The sequence below is a fragment of the Proteus sp. STS61-E genome (genome assembly GCF_040932335.1).
GTDB classification, from domain to species: domain Bacteria; phylum Pseudomonadota; class Gammaproteobacteria; order Enterobacterales; family Enterobacteriaceae; genus Proteus; species Proteus mirabilis_B.
Genome location: NZ_JBFQGE010000001.1, coordinates 1141838 through 1159208, shown reverse-complemented (window position 1 = coordinate 1159208; position 17371 = coordinate 1141838). Strand labels below are relative to the sequence as shown.

The window sequence follows — 17371 nt, the reverse complement described above, 5'->3', positions numbered from 1 at the left end:
ATCATTAAATGATTGCAGGATGCGATTATTACCCTATAAAAAAATAAGGATGTTAATATGGAAAATATTTCAAGAACTTTAGAAGCGTGGGGATCATGGATTGCCAATGATCAAGATGCTATTAATTTATTGAATCACAATAAAAAAGAAGTTATTCCAGAGCGTATAAAACTGAGAAGAAAATGCACTCATCATAATGCAAATATTATCAATGATTTAATGAAAAGATTGATGATGCACAATAAAGAAGATTATCAGTTACTTATTAATTATTATGTTTTTGGTAAAACATTTATTCAGCTTGCAAAATATGATCAATGTTCGGATACGTATATTGGAAAAAAACTGAAAAAAGCAGAAGGTATGATTGAAGGTATGCTGGTTTTCTCTGTGCTTAATTAAGGCTATCAATAAAAAATTAAAACGGATTAAAATAATGCTTTACGATCGTAAAATAGAGATTATGCTAATAATACTTAGAACAAATAAGGTGTCAAAATGCGATGTTTACTATAATTTTTGCACTTCAAAGATTGTATTTTAAATATTGTATTCCATCTATTGCTTTAAGTATTGCTAATAGGATGTTTAGTAAATTAATTTAAATCCAAGGAGTGGAAAATATGTCAACTACATATCCAATTGTTTTAGTTCATGGTTTATCTGGTTTTGATGATATCGTCGGTTATCCTTATTTTTATGGTATCGCTGACGCATTAGAAAAAGATGGTCATAAAGTTTTCACCGCATCTCTTTCTGCATTTAACTCTAACGAAGTTCGTGGAGAACAACTTTGGGAATTTGTGCAAAAAGTTCTCAAAGAAACCAAAGCAAAAAAAGTAAATTTAATCGGTCATAGCCAAGGTCCATTAGCTTGTCGTTATGTTGCTGCAAAACATGCTAAAAACATCGCTTCTGTTACCTCTGTTAATGGTGTAAACCACGGATCAGAGATTGCGGATCTAGTGCGACGTATTATGCGCAAAGATAGTGTGCCTGAATATATTGCTGATGCAGTTATGAAAGCTATTGGTACTATTATTTCTACATTTTCAGGTAATCGTGGTAATCCACAAGATGCTATTGCTGCATTAGAAGCATTAACAACTGAAAATGTGATGGAATTTAATAAAAAGTATCCACAAGGGCTGCCAGCCATTCGTGGTGGTGAAGGTAAAGAAGTCGTAAATGGTGTTCATTACTATTCATTTGGTAGTTATATCCAAGGTCTGATTGCCGGCGAAAAAGGTAATTTATTGGACCCTACTCATGCTGCAATGCGTGTATTAAGTGCATTCTTTACTGAACGTGAAAATGACGGTTTGGTGGGTCGTACAAGTATGCGATTAGGTAAACTAATTAAAGATGATTATGCTGAAGATCATCTGGACATGGTAAACCAGGTTGCAGGTCTAGTAGGGCGTGGTGAAGATATTGTAGCTATTTATACCAACCATGCGAATTTCTTAGCAAGTAAAAAGCTGTAATTAGTCTGCATACTTGTTGTGAAATAATCTAGAATGAATGGCTCTAATTAATTTAGAGCCATTTTTGTTTTAATTATTGCTGGTTAATATCTTTATTAACACTGATAGAAATAGAATAGCCTAATAAATAGAGAGCTTGCTCTAGACTATCCACTTTTGAAGTTTGATTAATTTCGAGTAAGCGCTCTATTTGTGAACTTGTTAAATTCATCTTTCTTGCAAGATCGGATTTTTTTGTCTTTGTTTCTAACATCGCATTATGTAACGCAATTTTTAAACAGCTAATAAGAGGTAAGTAGACAATAAAATCACCAACTTGTGCTTTGGATGGCGTCGGAATAGGCAATTTACTCGCAACAAACTCCTCAAGACCTACATGCAAAATATCAGAGGCTTCTAGTTCAATATCGTCTTCTGTATAAGCAACAGCGTGTATATTATCAAAATCACGGTAGGTGATTTCGTAAGTTTCACTTTCTTCATCAAAATGAGCGACTGCTGGATAGCTGAACATAAATAACCTTTTATAAAGTTGAAAACCATATTTAAAATGAAATTACACAATATAATGTGTTTTCAAAATTCTTGTGTATAGTACTAAAGTGAAACTTTATTTATCTATTTGATATTAAATAGTATGTTAAAGATTAAAGCATATTTATCAAAAATTATCTTCATTTCTTGCTAATGTGAGAAAAAGTGAAGTAGATAGTATATCGCTTGTTAGTTGTTAGGTATTTTTAGAAAGGAGTTGTTTATGTATCCCGTTGATTTACATGCTCATACTATTGCTAGTACACATGCTTACAGTACAGTTAGTGAATATTTCCAACAAGCTAAAAAGCAGGGAATTCAATTATTTGCAATTACTGACCATGGCCCAGATATGGATGATGCACCTCATGAATGGCATTTTTCTAATTTACCGGTGATCCCTCGTATTATTGATGGTGTTGGTATTCTTTATGGTATAGAAGCGAATATTAAAAATATTAAAGGTGAAACAGATTGCAGTGAGAAAATGAGCAAGAAATTAGATATTGTGCTTGCTGGTTTTCATGATCCTGTAATGAGTTCATTAGGCCTTGTTGATAATACAAAAGCGTTAATTGCAACAATAGCAAGTGGCTGTATTCAAATGATCACACATCCAGGTAATCCTAAATATCCCATTGATATTGCTGAGGTTGCAAAAGCAGCCGCCACTTACAATGTTGCTTTAGAAATGAATAACTCATCATTTATTCATTCTCGAGTTGGAAGTGAGAAAAACTGCATAGAAATAGCGAAAGCAGTGCGTGATGCAGGAGGGTTAATTGCATTGGGTTCTGACTCACACATAGCTTCTTCACTAGGAAATTTTGATCGAGTATTAGAAGTATTAGCCCAAATAGACTTTCCGCATGAGCGTATACTGAATGTAACCCCAAGAAGGGTGTTAGATTTTTTAAAATCACACGGTAAAAAAGAGATCCCTGAATTTAGCCATTTTTAATATTGGTCTAAATCAGCAATAAGAAAGCTATCCTAAAATAAGATAGCTTTTATGCTGTGGGTAAACTTAATACTTACTGATGAAAAACAGTTAATTCTTGTTTTAATCTGTCAGATTGTGTTTGCAAAGAATCCAATGAACTGACTAATTCCCGTGTCATTGTTGAGTTAGCTTGTGTTGTTTGATCTAATTGATTTATTGCATCTTCAATTTGGGCAATACCATTACTTTGTTCATTTGTAGAAATAGAAATATCGTGGATCATTTCATTAATATTTTCAGTATGTTTAGAAATATCTACCATATTATCGTTTGCGTCAGCAGCAAGCTGAAAACACTGATTTATTTTTTTACTTGAATTAGCGACAAGTATTTTTATCTCTTTTGATGCTAAGTTACAGCTAATGGATAATTCTCTTACTTCTTTAGCAACAACAGCAAAGCCTTTTCCGTGTTCACCCACTCTTGCCGCTTCTACGGCAGCATTTAAAGCCAACAGGTTTGTTTGGAAAGCGATATTGTCAATCGTAGAGGTAATATCGTTAATTTGTTCAGAGAACGTGACAACTTCATGCATATTTTCAACAACGTTAGCGAGCATTTCATTACTTTGATGGATCATCGTATCTGTTTTTGTTACTAGCTCACATGATGTTTGTGTATTTTCTGCATGTTGTTTTGATGTCACACTTAATTGTCGTATTCCTGCTGAAGTTTCGAGTACAGCTGCTGATTGTTGTTCAACACGAATGGCAAGATTATTGTTCATAACAGCAATATCACTTAGTTCGGAATTAATAAGACCGGAACTGTGATTGATGTTATTGACGATCCGTTTTATCTGGTCTCGCATCTTTTGAATATTTGCAGTGAGAATATTTATTTCAAATAGGCCTTTTGTGGTGACATCGGTCGCCAATTCTCCATTACTAATATCCTCGATATTTTTCATTATCGCATTTAACGGTGAAATAAAGTTTTTTCGCAGTACGACTTGAACTAAGAAGGAGAAAATAACAATCAAAATTGAAATGACGATTAAGCTATAAATAATTTTATCGTACAGTAACTCACCTTCGCCCAATGAAGCCGTGTAGTAATTTTCTAGCTGTTGATGATAGTTGGTATAGGCTTGCTCAAAATTGTCTTGATAGGTTTGTGTTGGTTGATTTAAGTATTCGTATGTTTTGCCTTGTTCTAGAAAGGCTAAGAATTCAATTAATGCTGCATTAAGCTCAGTATATTTCTGCTCTAATTGTTGTATATAGGTTTGATTTTCAACATTATGGGGAAAACTATTGAAACTTTTCCACCCGTTTTCAACGAGTTGAAGTTTTTCTTTAGCTTGTTGTAATAATGAAGAGATATCTGTATTTGCGGTAGCCATTTTATTAATAATTAATAAGTGGCGAGAACTGGCTCTATTTAGAGTATTACGTGTTTGTAAGAGATTTTCCCAAGTATTATTTAATAGCGATTGTTCATGATAGATATTGTTTAGTGTGTTTAAGTTTCTCTTGTAATCATTGACTGAAGAGAGGAATAAAACACAAGCTAGACCAAGAAGTAAGATTAAAGAGCCTGTAATAAGCCAAACTAAAGTGGTTGTTTTTAAACTCGACATAGTCAAAGAGACGTTTGGCAAATAACGTTGTTTGAAGTTCTTAAACATGTAATGTTATTTCCTTTTTCATAAAAACATAACTGTGTAATTTATTGATTTTTAAGTTTTATTTTTACTTCCTGTAATTGGTATAGACAAAGAATTAAGAAAAAAATAAAAATATTTTTTTAGGTCACTCTTTGATTTAATGCCATATATCCTTTTGATTTTTTCAAATACTAAAAAATAGTATCGGCATTTTATAAATATTCTTTATGCTTATTTATTACTCTAATTAATAAATTTATTAAATGTATTTCTTGGTCTTGTAACGCTTTGATTTTCAATTAATTTATCTTAAATATTAAAAGTTAACGATAAATAATAAAAATGAGATAAAAGATATCATCTCAATAAATAAGTTTTAACTTGTTGATTTATTATTAGTTTTATGTGACTGATTAGCTTATTTTTAAACAATTAGATTTAAATAGTGTAAGTGTTTCTATTTATAAAATAAAAAGGTAATAATGATTAAAACAGCAATAAATTAAATTATTTTTTGTTAGTTTAAAAGAATAAATAAGAGAATCTAACGTTAAAAAGGGAGGGGAATAAAAAGATCACAGAAGAGAAAAAGTAAGAAAACAGACGAAATCACTATAAACGGAAGGTATATTACCCTCCCGTTTATAAATAAAGCTTACATCAATGATGATCCTAATGATGTGTGAAAATCTCACATAAGGTTAAGAATAAAAATAAGCTTTTAAAGCGAAATTCCTGAGAATGACATAAAACCAAGAGACATTAATCCTACCGTGATGAATGTGATCCCTAGCCCTCTCAATCCTTTGGGGATATCTGAATATTTCATTTTTTCACGTAAACCAGAGAGCGCGATAATCGCAAGTAGCCAACCTATGCCACACCCAGCACCATATATCACTGATTCAGTAAATGTGTAGTCACGTTCAACCATAAAAATGGTGGCACCAAAGATAGCGCAATGAATAGTCAATAAAGGCAAAAAGATCCCTAATGAATGATAAAGTGAAGGGATAAATTTATCTAAAAACATTTCTAAAATTTGAACTAATGCGGCTAAAACGCCAATAAAAGTGATATATCTAAGAAAGCTAAGATCAATACCTTCGACTATCGCGTCTTTCTTTAGAATGAAATGATAGATTAAATTATTGATAGGCGTAGCAATAATAAGTAAGGCAGTAACAGTAAGACCTAGTTTTAATGAGGTTTTTACTTCTTTAGAGACAGCAAGAAAAGTACACATTCCTAAAAAGAAACTTAATGCCATATTCTCAACAAAAGTTGCCTTAATAAAGATATTAAGGTAATTTTCAAGCATAACCCCTCCTATTAATATGTTTTTTTACTAATTCTAGTAAAAACAGTGCATTAATATAAGTGGTATTACAAAAATATCTTTAAAATTAGATCTAAATGACATTTTTTGACTAAGAAAGTGCTTCATTTGAGATAAGGAAAATAAAATTCTCAGATAAATATAATAAATATGGCATTCAAATAAATTTTCTATGCAACTCGTTATTTTTTTACTTTTTAGTGGATAAGGTAAAACAATGCTAGAAATAACAAAGCACCAATATCTATTGATAGAATATTGGTGCTCCGATTAGATAATTTTGATAATTTCTATGAAGATATCTACTGGGTAAAATTGTTTATGACTTGAGGTTATTTAACATTAGTGTTTTATAATTATTTTTCTCAAGATCTTTTTCTGTAAAGCCAAATTTTGCGGCTAAGTACTTTAATTGGTCAGCGTAGAGCGAGAGTTTGCTTTGGTCGTCCGTCATGATAGCAAATTCAGCAAATGAGCCTAGTTTATCTAATTTATCGATAGTGATATGAAACTCATCTAGAAAATAGATTTCTCTTGATTTTGTGTAATTGAGAATACAGTGGTAGCCAAGTGTGGTAAACATAGAGACTGTTTTTTCTGCATCTTCAATACGAACAGCTTCACATTGTGATAAATCAGGGCCTTTAACGATAAGAAGGTTTATTCCTGCGGGGAGCATTCTTCTTACACATAAACTGATAGTAGGAGCTGAAAATTTAGTATTATTATGCTCCATGTACCAATCTGTTTCTTGATTCTCTGGCGTAAATAATGTGGCACCTGATTTTTTTAGTTCGTTAATAAATTCTTGTGGATTTTGAAGGTGATATTTCAGTTCGGCTTCAAATTTACCTTGAAAGTGATCAGACATACGTTTTCCCTAATTTAGCGTTAATGCATTATAGCATTAGCAAAGTATCCTTCTGAGGTAAAAACGAACGTTTAGTGTTATTTCATTATTTTCTATTTTAAAAAATGATGATGAAGGATTAGATAGAAATATTTAAATAGAGTAATGGATAGAATGACTATGAAATAAGGAGAGGGGGATATAGTGTTATTAATAAAAGAAGGAATAAGAGAAAATAAAAGGGGCATTGCCCCTTTTATTTTTACAGAACACCTTCAAACGGGTTCCAGCTTTGATCATTTTTGGTTTCTTTCAAGTAATACGCATAATTGGCTGTTATAGCCCATAAAACGTTAATTGCGATACCAACAGCATTGATAACACCGTTATTTACAGGTAAAAAGCCAATAATAGTAAAAATAGCAATGTTAATAGCAAATAATGTTAATGCCTTGCGCCATAACCCTAAAATAAGAAAGTAAATAAAACCAAAGAAAAATGCCCAGATATTCATTCCGATAAGAATACGCTTACCAAAGGAAAGTGCTTTATAAGCAGCTTTATATTCTGGTGTTTTAGGTGAGCCATATTGATCAAAAAATGAAAAACGCTCTTGCCATTTTTCGGAAATTTCTTTATTCATTTTAATTCCTTTTACCTTGTTGATTAAATTTAGTCTTAATAGGAAAAGCATCTTTACATAATTTAACATTATGAACAATATAAATTTATTAAGGGAGGGTTAATATAGAAGATTATATAAAAAGCATTAAAGTAAATATGGTTTTAATCATTTTTTAATAATTATCTTATTGCTTCAGAATATATTTTTAATTACTACTCTTAAAAATAAGGGCGATAAAATAAAATATTATTTTGAATGAATTTTATGGTGAAAAGAATAAGAAATCTGGTTTATGACGAATACCAGATTTCTTATGGAGGCAGGTGATTAACGCACGACTAATACAGATGATTCTGCGTAACTGACCACGGAAGATGCAGTAGAACCTAGAAGATAAGTTTTCATACCAGGATTACGAGAACCAATGACAATCAGTTCTGCTTGAATTTTTTTTGCGGTTTCTAAAATTTTATCGCGAGGATTACCTATAGACACATAAAATTGAGTTGTACTATTGGGAATATCAATGTGCGATAAATTTTCTTTTAGCGTGGATAATGCAATTTCAATACGTTGTTTGTCACTTGCTAGTCTATCTTGGCCTGCGAATGCAAATCCGACAAAAGACTCATAACTTGGAATGACTGATAAAAAATGAATATTCAATTTGTCAGCGACAGACAATGCTTTTAGATGAGACACAACCTTGTCCAATAAACCAAGCTCTGTAAAATCAACGGGTACTAACACTGTTTTTGTCATAGTGGCTCCTAATTAACCTTTTATTATGATTAGGGCTTTAATATTAATTTTTTGTGCATACAAATATGAGTTACCTACTAATCTTATCAGTCAAAATGAAAAACTGCACAAAAATTGAAATTATTTTTATTTTTTGAGAGTTATGTATTTTTTTATATGAAAAAAAGTGAAAAAAACTGCTGTCTGAATCAATAAATGTGTAGCAATATCAAATAGAAGTTATAAAAAATGAGAAGTGATAAGAAGTAATAGAAAGGATACTTTTTTATAATAATGATCATCATAGATATCACTTTTTATATATTTATTGATATATGGTAAAGCTTGTTTTTGAATATTCTTTAATGGATTAAATATAATTTTTATTCAATGTTAATCTGAAGTTCCGGACCCTAAAGAAAAAATTAATAATTATAAAAACTAAAATCAAAATTTAAGCTTTAAATATTATATTGTTATTTTTCAATATGTTATGTTGTTTTTATTATAATGATTAAATATATTCTCATTCTTAATGATAATAAGTACTATTTAACATTAAAATAGAGAAAAGGCATATTACAAATGAGATTGGTTTTTATTTTTATTACAGTTAATTGATTGAAAAAAATAAACAAAAACTATATTTAAATAACTATATTTTTATTTTTAAGTGTGCATAATATCCATAATGTTAATTTTCATCGCAAAGGACGTAAAATATGTTACATCAAGATATGATCAATAAATTGAATGAACAGTTAAATTTAGAGTTTTATTCAGCAAATCTTTATTTGCAAATGAGTGCTTGGTGCGACGATAAAGGATTCGATGGTGCAGCTAAGTTTTTAAAAGCTCACTCACGTGAAGAAATGGAACATATGCACCGTTTATTTGATTACTTAAGCGATACAGGTGCTATGCCTTTACTTGGTGCGATTGAAGCTCCACCAGCTGAGTTCTCATCATTATCTGAGTTATTCGATAAAACTTACGAGCATGAAAAACATATTACATCTGAGATTAATAAATTAGCACATGTTGCAATGACAACTCAGGATTATTCAACGTTTAATTTCTTACAATGGTATGTTGCAGAACAGCATGAAGAAGAGAAATTATTTAAATCAATCCTAGATAAATTAGCAATGGTTGGTGACAGTGGTAAGGCTTTATTCTTGTTAGATAAAGATCTGAACACATTATCAACATCTGCACATGTTTAATTATTAATAAAGCGTTAGATTGCTTAAGTTAATAAATGAATTATTGCGCTCTGCTGTGAATGAATAGCAGGGCGTTTTTTTATTCTTCTGTATTACCTCCATTCTTATTCCTATTTTTTATCTCTTCCTCACTTTTATTTGCTCGTTTTTTATCCTAAAAATTCTTTTTGATTGTTATTTATACAGGGTGTTTATTTTACTTTTAGTTGTATTCGGTTATGTATTGAACTGTTTAGACTGTCAATATGGGTATTATATTTTTTCGAAGTGTAAAAATGGGTGATATTTGAAACAGAAACTGGTCTAAATAACATATATTTTGAGTGCTAGTTCACAACCTTTTATTTCTAATATCAAGAAGCGAAGATCTTGACGTAAATTTGCTATAAAATATTTCCATAAATAAAAAAATCACCTGTAATTTAAGAGGTTATTATGTCATTAAATACACTTAAGACATCTTGGGGTAAATTATCGGCTATCGCTGTTTTATTCCTTGGTATGTCATACCAACAAGCATTAGCACACGCACACTTAAAATCACAGTTACCTGCTGAAGGTGCTGCTATTGAACAATCTCAAGCGCCTAAGGTTATTACGCTAGACTTCTCTGAAGGTATTGAATTAGCCTTTAGCAAAATCAAAGTCACTAATAGTGATGGTAAAGAAATTACCGTAGGAAAATTGAGTTTAGACCCTGTTAACAATACTAAATTATTATTGCCTTTAGAAAGTGATTTAGCAGAAGGCAACTATTTGGTTAATTGGAACGTTGTTTCTGTTGATGGGCACAAGACAAAAGGTTCTTATCAATTTAGTGTAAAATAATGACACCTGAAGACGTTTATATTTTATGCCGTTTTTTCCATTTCGTGGCAGTCATGTTTATGTTCGGACTGAGCTTCTCGGCTGCCATTCTTGCAAAAGATAAATTCATTCCTCTTATTCAAGTTCGTTTGCGTCCTGCATTAGCCATTAGTACTGTCACTGTCTTTATTACGACTTATCTATGGATGGTTGTACAATCCGGTATTATGGGGGATGGATGGGAGGATGCTTGGTCATTTGAAATATGGAAAGCGGTATTAGGTACTTCGTTTGGTCAAGTTTGGCAATGGCAATTAGTTTTGGCAACCATTGCGTTAGCTGTTTTATTTATACACCAACGTTATATTCGTAACTTCTCTCTATTAATTGTTGCTTCAATTATGTTGATCTTACATGCATTTATTGGTCATGGTGCAATGTTTACAGGATCAGAAGCGATATTTTATAAAGTTAACCAAAGTATTCATCTTATTAGTGCCGCATATTGGTTTGGTGGTTTATGGCCATTTGTCGCTTGTTTGCAGTTTTTACGTAATAAAGACGAGCTTGCAGATGGGATGATCAAACCTATCATTGGTACAATGAAGCGATTTTCGCTTTTTGGTCATATTGCTGTTTTATTGGTTACTATTACCGGTATTATCAGTGCCGTTATGTTAATCCCGGGATGGCCAGCAGTACAATTATCATCTGAATATCAAAGTATGTTATGGCTTAAGATTAGCTTAGTGGTGTTAATGCTTGGTTTAGCCGTAATCAATCGTTATGTTTTAGTACCTCATATCCGTAAGAAAAATAATTTTCAATGGTTGCTAGTGAATAGTTGGCTTGAACTATTACTTGGGACAATGGTTATTTTTACTGTCGCCATCTTTGCGATTAACTCACCTGTATAGATTGTTATATAATCGAAAAAACCTAATTTCTTAAGTGAGATATCCACATGAAACGTTTTTTATTAGCGGGAATGTTAATGTTGTTTTCTTTTCAAGCATTCTCGGCAGCACCTATTTCAACGGTCAGCAAGCTTCAATTTGGTGACGATTGGCCATTTACACGAGAAGAGGTGATGCTTAATTGTCGTGCTGATGGCGCTTGGTTTGTGATTAATCCAGCAACACTGATGCAGTATCCACTTAATGAGATTGCAATGAAACAGATGGAAAGTGGAAAAGTAAAAGCACAGTTAATTGATGTTATTTTGCTGCCAGATCCGAATACACCTGAAAAGAAAAAATCAGTAGAAGTGATACAGAATGCGATTAAGTCGCTCTGTGAGAGCAATTAATCAAGTGATTAATAATATAACTAATAATTTTTTATTTTTATCGCATTGATTTAAATAGTAAAAATTATAAGCGAAGGTTTTTTGAATAGAAAATGGTGTGCTACTAGGTTGTTTACTGGATCTTTACATATTGTTAGCTAATATTTAACAGTAGGTTGTGAGATAGAAAAGTCTGAGTTAATCCTCGATTTTTGTTTATGCAGTAATCAGCAATTACTTTTTAGCGCACGGCTCGCAATGAGCCATTTCCCTAAGCCAGATAAATGATTTATCTGGCTTTTTTTATTTCGCTTTAGCATCTCGTTACGCCACTTTTAAGATCCAGTGGTGGTTATCTTTATCATAAGCATGACGATAAAGCAGAATATTTTTATCTTTCAGTTGAGCTGGAATACTTGTGTTTTCATCCCATCCATCTAATTGCATGCAAAACTCTTTGTCATAATCACATGGAATATGAATATAAGTTAATTGATTATCGGAAGAGTGTTTTAAAGTAATATCTTCAATTTCATAGCAAGCAATTTTTAACGTTGTCTTTTTCATAATAAAGCTCCGGTTTAAGCGATGTCGTGTTGTGTTCCGTTGTGTTTTGTTGGTGGCATTTATTTTAAAGAATGCTTTTTGACCAAACAAAATTAAGCATAGTATAAATGGAACCTATTTCCAAAATATTTTTTTGAAATAAAAAAAACGGATCATTTTTTGTGATCCGCTTTAAATAAATTATCTGAAATAGGGCAGAATTATCTAATTTTTAAGGCTTAGGTATTGCTGTTCCCCATTCATCCCAATCTTTGGGTTCCTTGTCATTTAAAATGAAATTCTGTTCCTGTTTGGCTTTCGCTTGTAATGGTGTGGAAGGTGGTGTTGCAAAAGTGATCCCACCACGTATAAATTGCTTGAATGTACCACTACGAATAACTCCGCCAGTTAAACCAAACGAGAAGTTATATCCTGATGAAAGCCAAAACTCTGTATTATTTCGAACAAGGTATTGGTATTTTTTACTAATACGGATGTGAATTAATACTCTGTCAGACATGTTTCCTAGTTCAAGACCAGTCACTGCACCGACCTCAAGACCACGATAGTAAATTGGCGTACCAATTTGTACTGAACCTGCCTCCGTGGCATTTAACACAAGATTTAATCCATCGAGATAGCGTGAGTCTGTAATGTTGGATGTTTGCAATTCAAATTGGCGATATACGCCACCATTGCCGGGTTCTGCTTTAATATAAGGTTGAATAAGTGAATCCAAGTTATCTAATCCTGATGCTGTTAATTCAGGAGTAACAACTGCAAAGCGGCTGCCAGATCTTGCAAAGGTTTTGACATAATCAGGGTAGAGAACGGCTGATACAGTTACCGCTTTTCTATCTGGCGAAAGGATTAATGATTCGACTTGCCCAATATCAATTCCTAAATAGCGAATAGGCATTCCTTCAGAGAGTTTACTTGCATCGTATGTTTTTAGCGTAATTTGTGCACCTATAGCTCGGGCACTAGTTTCTGATGGATAGAGTTTGTAACGTGAAACGTTATTATTGATATTTTCGAAGTTATCAAAACTGATTGCGCCTTTTAATGCGCGATTTAATGGCGTCGCTTCAACAGTTAATCCTGAGCCATTAACGGAGACTTTAGCGGCACCTTCAGTCCAGAAGACACTCTTTTCTGTGAGTAGATGACGATATTGTTTAGAAATATAAACATCAATATCAAAATCATTCATTAAAGGCCGAACATCAGTAATTTCGCCGACTTGAAATTGATGATAAAGAACCACTGAACCTTTTTGGATACCCGGAAGGCTTGAGGCTTTTAAAGTCAGTGTCACAGGTAATTCATTACCATTAATACTGGCTTTCGCAAAAAAGTCATTACGGTAAAGGCGATACTGTTCTTTAGGTGCCCCTTTAGTACCTTGAATAAGGTGAATACCTCCTTCAAGCCACTCTTGAGGTGTCGCACCTTGAACTTCAATACCATTTAGACCCATATTGACGTTGATTCGGCTATTGGCAACAAACTTACTATTTTCATAAATATAATGCTTATATTCAGGGGCAATAATTGCATCAAAGATAACGCCATCATCACTCATATTACGCTGAATGATTTGCCCAATAGTAATTCCTCTGAAAAGAATAGGTTGCCCCGCATCGACTCCCCAGCTTTCTTCACTGGTTAGAGAAATAATTAATCCATCTTCACCATATATTGCTTTGCCCGCATCGACAGAGGTGGCTGATTGCAAAACAAATTGCTGGTTTTCTTGTGCTGGAGGGCTATTTTCTGGTGAATCAAAAGCAATTGCGCCATTGATTAAAGCAGAAACGCTTTCCATTTTTACAGATACGCCACTTTTTAAATTGAAATTACCTTGAAAGCCAGATACGTTCCAGAAATGGCTATCTTGACGTATTAAGTGGGCATACTGTTTATCGATACTAAGTTCAATAAAAATACCCTGATTATCAGGGCGAATCGCATAGCTATACACTTTACCAACAGGAACTTGGCGATAATAAACCTGAGAATCAACATTGAGCGATCCCAGTTTATCTGCCGTCAAAGTGATTAATTGCTGATTTTTATCGATATTAGCTTGAGGGCGAACTTCTTGAGCAACAAATTTAAACTGCTTTTCGCCGTCACCCGGTAACATGCTGATATAGTTACCACCCACTAAAGCATCTAGCCCTGATACACCAGAAAGGCTGGCTTTAGGTGTAACTAGCCAAAATTGTGTGTTTTTGCGCAATGCGGTCGCGAGATCTTTGCGGATATCAGCCGTAACAATAACTCGACGTAAGTCATCGCTTAAAGTGACATCTTTAACAAGACCCACATCAACGCCTTGATAGCGAATAGGTGTTCTGCCAGAGACAATTCCTGATGCGGATTGAAAATCAATCGTGATTTGTACGCCTTTATCTTGCCAATGTTGGAAAAGCAACCAACTAGCAATAAAAATGGCGATAACAGGGAGTAGCCAAAATGTCGAAATTTTACGCTTGCGGCGTATTTGGGCTTGTGTGTCCTGAACGTCGTTTTCTTCTTGTTGCATAAGTATCCCATAGTAAACGACTATCCAACCATTCAACGGCAAGGATAGTAAGAATAACCGCAGTACCAAAATAAAAAGCCGCTGGTCCCATTGTAAAAGTCATCAGTTGATCTCGATTAATCAATGACATCATCAGCCCAATCACAAAGAGATCAAGCATTGACCATCGTCCTATCCAAGAGACAAAACGGTATAGTTTCATTCGTAGTAGAGGGTCAATACGAGAATTAAAATGAATGCTTAATAATAAGCCCAACATAATAATAATTTTGAAAAAAGGCACAAAAACACTGGCAATAAAAACGATAATCGCAATTGGTGTATTGCCTGAATTCACTAAGGAAAGTACGCCTGAAAAAATAGTGTCTTCACTGCGTTGACCATTTAAATAGAAGATAGAAATAGGCAATAAATTTGCAGGTATTAGTAAAATTATTGCTGAAATTAATGCCGCCCATGTTTTTTGTAAACTCATTGGTTGTCTTGGGGTATAACAAGATTTACAACGTGGACAGTGTGTTGATGGTGTTTTTTTAAAATGATAATGACAAGCATGGCAAGTTGCAGGGCTTTTTTCTATCTCTTTTTGTGGGTAAAAGCGTTGCCAAAGTTGGTCCATATTAATGTTAATTAGCATTAATAAGCTGAGTATCATTAAAGAAATAAAAGCAATTAAGCCATTGCCAATATAGACAGTTGCATAATCGCCTAATTTTATTGTTGCAACACCAAGTCCAATCAAATAGACATCTAGCATTACCCATTCTTTTAATTTCCCTAACATCAATAAGACCGGGCGAAGATTAAGGCGCAAGCGAGATCCTAAATGGAGATATAAAATAGCGATGGGGAGGCTAAGCGGTGCTGCAATAGCACAAAAGGCTACCATCGTTGCTGTAAGAGGAGAGCCTTGCTCCGACATCATGCGAATCCCGTCAAGTACATTCGCCGTTATCATTGTGCCTAATAGATGAATTTTAATTAGTGGTTGAGTAAATGCTATCGATGCCAAAATAAGCATTGTAATAGAGAGAATAAGTAGACGAGTTAATGACCAATATCGATAAGAGGCAAGTTTTGCTTGGCAACGAGGGCAATAAGCATCCTCTCCACGTTTTAATGCGAGAGGGAGTGTCACGAGGTGATCACACTCCTGACAGCGTATTGATTTTTTTTCCTTTGTTGCGATATTGTTCACTATGTTGCTCGTTAATTCGCCTAAGTTGGTTTTCTTAAGAGTTATCGTTTGATTAAGCTAAAAAAAAGTACCTATACTCAATGGTTCACAAGTTATCATTTTTATTATATTTATGCCTTTCATTTTACAATACTAAGTGTCTGATTTTTTTTGTGGGTGTTAAGGGAATATTATCGTTTTTTTACCCAATTCTTGAAAATGGAGTATTCAACCTCAAGATAAAATAGGCTAAATTACGAGTATGTTATCTATTTTAGTTACGCAAATAGGGTTTAATGATGCCAAAATCGCTTTTTTATCAGGAACTCACTGATAATTTGTCAGCCTTGTTGTCTGGTGAAAATGATCTTATCGCATCACTTGCTAATACCAGCGCTCTTCTTTACGAGAAGTTAGATACGATAAATTGGGTTGGGTTTTATCTTAATGATGGTGATTCATTAGTCCTTGGCCCATTTCAAGGCAAAATTGCTTGTGTCAGAATAGGTTTTGGGAAAGGAGTTTGCGGAACTGCATACTCTGAAAACAGAATTTTAAGAGTAAGTGACGTTCACCAATTTAGTGGCCATATTGCTTGTGACAGTGCAAGTCAGTCTGAAATTGTTCTACCTTTAGAAGTAAATGGACAAATTATCGGCGTTCTCGATATTGATAGTCCTATTTTTGATCGTTTTGATAAAAAAGATGAAAATGGGCTTAAAGCGTTGTGTGACGTGCTCTGCGAGCATTTAAAAACTTGTCATACAGCAAAATATTGTGAATTTTGTGTAAGTTAACAGGCGTTTGCCATAGAAATTGTTGGCAACACTATTATAATGTCGCTTGTTCATGCCTGCGCTGGTTGGCAAAACCGTTGTAATCAGGAAATTTCATGGAAAATCAACCTAAGTTGAATAGTAGTAAAGAAATCATCGCTTTTTTAGCTGAACGTTTCCCTAAGTGTTTTATCGCTGAGGGTGAAGCTCGCCCTTTGAAAGTTGGCATTTTTCAAGATCTTGTTGAAGATCTAAAAGATGAAACTCAACTGAGCAAAACACAGTTACGTTCGGCATTACGCTTGTATACCTCAAGTTGGCGCTACCTTTATGGAGTTAAAGAAGGGGCAAAACGTGTCGATTTGAATGGTAATGACTGCGGCGAACTGGAAGCTGAGCATATTGAACATGCTCGTACACAATTAGCAGAAGCTAAGGCGCGCGTTCAAGCTCAGAGAGCAGAACAACGTGCTAAGAAGCGCGAAGCTGAAGGTGATAAGGAGACCAGCAAACGTCCGGCAGCGAAAAAGCCAAATAATACGCGTCGTCAGCCACCTAAAGATGGTGAAAAACGGCAGCCTCGTCCTCAAAAAGCGACTCAAGCACCTCGTAAAGCACCACCACGCCAAAATACCGAAAAGTTAATTCCAGTGAAAGACACCTCAGTTCTTACTGTTGGTCAATCGCTGAAAGTTAACGTTGGTAGCAGCGTGATGGACGCGACAGTGCTAGAGATAGCGAAAGAGGGTGTACGTGTACAATTGCCTAACGGTTTGGCAATGAATGTACGCACGGAACATTTAAAGTTCTGA

At 33.8% G+C, this 17371-nt stretch carries 18 protein-coding genes; 9 read left to right on the top strand and 9 right to left on the bottom strand.

From position 1 onward, the window contains the following. Positions 1-57: 57 nt before the first annotated feature. Together AB4J89_RS05470 and AB4J89_RS05465 are read left to right on the top strand one after the other, a co-directional pair. Complete coding sequence (locus tag AB4J89_RS05470) at positions 58-402, top strand: antiterminator Q family protein (protein ID WP_088495818.1); 345 nt, start codon at positions 58-60, stop codon at positions 400-402. A 221-nt stretch (positions 403-623) separates the two neighbouring features. Next, positions 624-1487, top strand: coding sequence for a triacylglycerol lipase (locus tag AB4J89_RS05465; RefSeq protein ID WP_088495817.1), 864 nt, complete (start codon positions 624-626; stop codon positions 1485-1487). 73 nt (positions 1488-1560) lie between these two features. Here AB4J89_RS05465 and AB4J89_RS05460 read toward each other — a convergent pair whose 3' ends face one another. After that, entirely contained in the window at positions 1561-2001 is a 441-nt protein-coding gene (locus AB4J89_RS05460) for a hypothetical protein (RefSeq protein WP_194952326.1), read from the bottom strand. A 243-nt stretch (positions 2002-2244) separates the two neighbouring features. On the opposite strand from AB4J89_RS05460, the gene AB4J89_RS05455 reads away from it, so the two are divergent. Next, on the top strand, positions 2245-2982 hold the full coding sequence (locus AB4J89_RS05455) for a phosphatase (RefSeq protein WP_088495815.1): 738 nt from the start codon (positions 2245-2247) through the stop codon (positions 2980-2982). Positions 2983-3055: 73 nt separating this feature from the next. Here the strand turns inward: AB4J89_RS05455 and AB4J89_RS05450 are convergent, their stop codons facing one another. The 5 genes from AB4J89_RS05450 to AB4J89_RS05430 all read right to left on the bottom strand — a co-directional run bounded on the left by AB4J89_RS05450 (position 3056) and on the right by AB4J89_RS05430 (position 8209). Further along, on the bottom strand, positions 3056-4654 hold the full coding sequence (locus tag AB4J89_RS05450) for a methyl-accepting chemotaxis protein (protein ID WP_368468373.1): 1599 nt from the start codon (positions 4652-4654) through the stop codon (positions 3056-3058). A 700-nt stretch (positions 4655-5354) separates the two neighbouring features. Next, positions 5355-5954, bottom strand: coding sequence for an NADH:ubiquinone reductase (Na(+)-transporting) subunit E (gene nqrE, locus AB4J89_RS05445; RefSeq protein WP_100158071.1), 600 nt, complete (start codon positions 5952-5954; stop codon positions 5355-5357). Positions 5955-6291: 337 nt separating this feature from the next. Then, positions 6292-6843, bottom strand: a complete 552-nt coding sequence (locus tag AB4J89_RS05440; RefSeq protein ID WP_311754726.1) for a class IV adenylate cyclase — start codon at positions 6841-6843, stop codon at positions 6292-6294. A gap of 241 nt (positions 6844-7084) precedes the next feature. Then, positions 7085-7465, bottom strand: coding sequence for a DUF2628 domain-containing protein (locus AB4J89_RS05435; protein ID WP_194952330.1), 381 nt, complete (start codon positions 7463-7465; stop codon positions 7085-7087). Between the two features lie 309 nt (positions 7466-7774). Then, the gene (locus tag AB4J89_RS05430) at positions 7775-8209 is read right to left on the bottom strand and encodes a universal stress protein (RefSeq protein WP_072062602.1); all 435 of its coding nucleotides are present in this window, start codon (positions 8207-8209) and stop codon (positions 7775-7777) included. Between the two features lie 701 nt (positions 8210-8910). Between AB4J89_RS05430 and ftnA the strand changes: the two genes are divergently transcribed. The 4 genes from ftnA to AB4J89_RS05410 all read left to right on the top strand — a co-directional run bounded on the left by ftnA (position 8911) and on the right by AB4J89_RS05410 (position 11530). Further along, positions 8911-9414: a non-heme ferritin gene (gene ftnA, locus AB4J89_RS05425; protein WP_075673382.1), complete on the top strand. Its 504-nt coding sequence runs from the start codon at positions 8911-8913 to the stop codon at positions 9412-9414. 435 nt (positions 9415-9849) lie between these two features. Next, complete coding sequence (gene copC / locus AB4J89_RS05420; protein WP_088495811.1) at positions 9850-10242, top strand: copper homeostasis periplasmic binding protein CopC; 393 nt, start codon at positions 9850-9852, stop codon at positions 10240-10242. After that, positions 10242-11138 (top strand): copper homeostasis membrane protein CopD, encoded by an 897-nt coding sequence (gene copD, locus AB4J89_RS05415; RefSeq protein WP_088495810.1) that lies wholly within the window; start codon positions 10242-10244, stop codon positions 11136-11138. The genes copC and copD overlap by 1 nt, the downstream gene beginning before the upstream one ends. A 47-nt stretch (positions 11139-11185) precedes the next feature. Beyond that, positions 11186-11530 (top strand): YebY family protein, encoded by a 345-nt coding sequence (locus AB4J89_RS05410; RefSeq protein WP_088495809.1) that lies wholly within the window; start codon positions 11186-11188, stop codon positions 11528-11530. Between the two features lie 303 nt (positions 11531-11833). On the opposite strand, the gene AB4J89_RS05405 is transcribed toward AB4J89_RS05410, so the two are convergent. The 3 genes from AB4J89_RS05405 to yebS all read right to left on the bottom strand — a co-directional run bounded on the left by AB4J89_RS05405 (position 11834) and on the right by yebS (position 15804). Continuing rightward, the gene (locus tag AB4J89_RS05405) at positions 11834-12076 is read right to left on the bottom strand and encodes a DUF1480 family protein (protein WP_023582410.1); all 243 of its coding nucleotides are present in this window, start codon (positions 12074-12076) and stop codon (positions 11834-11836) included. Between the two features lie 211 nt (positions 12077-12287). Continuing rightward, on the bottom strand, positions 12288-14606 hold the full coding sequence (locus AB4J89_RS05400; RefSeq protein ID WP_368468368.1) for an MlaD family protein: 2319 nt from the start codon (positions 14604-14606) through the stop codon (positions 12288-12290). Beyond that, positions 14548-15804 (bottom strand): membrane integrity lipid transport subunit YebS, encoded by a 1257-nt coding sequence (gene yebS, locus AB4J89_RS05395; protein ID WP_088495807.1) that lies wholly within the window; start codon positions 15802-15804, stop codon positions 14548-14550. The genes AB4J89_RS05400 and yebS overlap by 59 nt, the downstream gene beginning before the upstream one ends. 278 nt (positions 15805-16082) lie before the next feature. On the opposite strand from yebS, the gene AB4J89_RS05390 reads away from it, so the two are divergent. Continuing rightward, positions 16083-16580 carry a GAF domain-containing protein gene (locus AB4J89_RS05390; protein WP_088495806.1) on the top strand — a complete coding sequence of 166 codons (498 nt, stop codon included), beginning with the start codon at positions 16083-16085 and terminating at the stop codon, positions 16578-16580. Positions 16581-16675: 95 nt separating this feature from the next. Further along, positions 16676-17371 (top strand): RNA chaperone ProQ, encoded by a 696-nt coding sequence (gene proQ / locus AB4J89_RS05385; RefSeq protein ID WP_088495805.1) that lies wholly within the window; start codon positions 16676-16678, stop codon positions 17369-17371.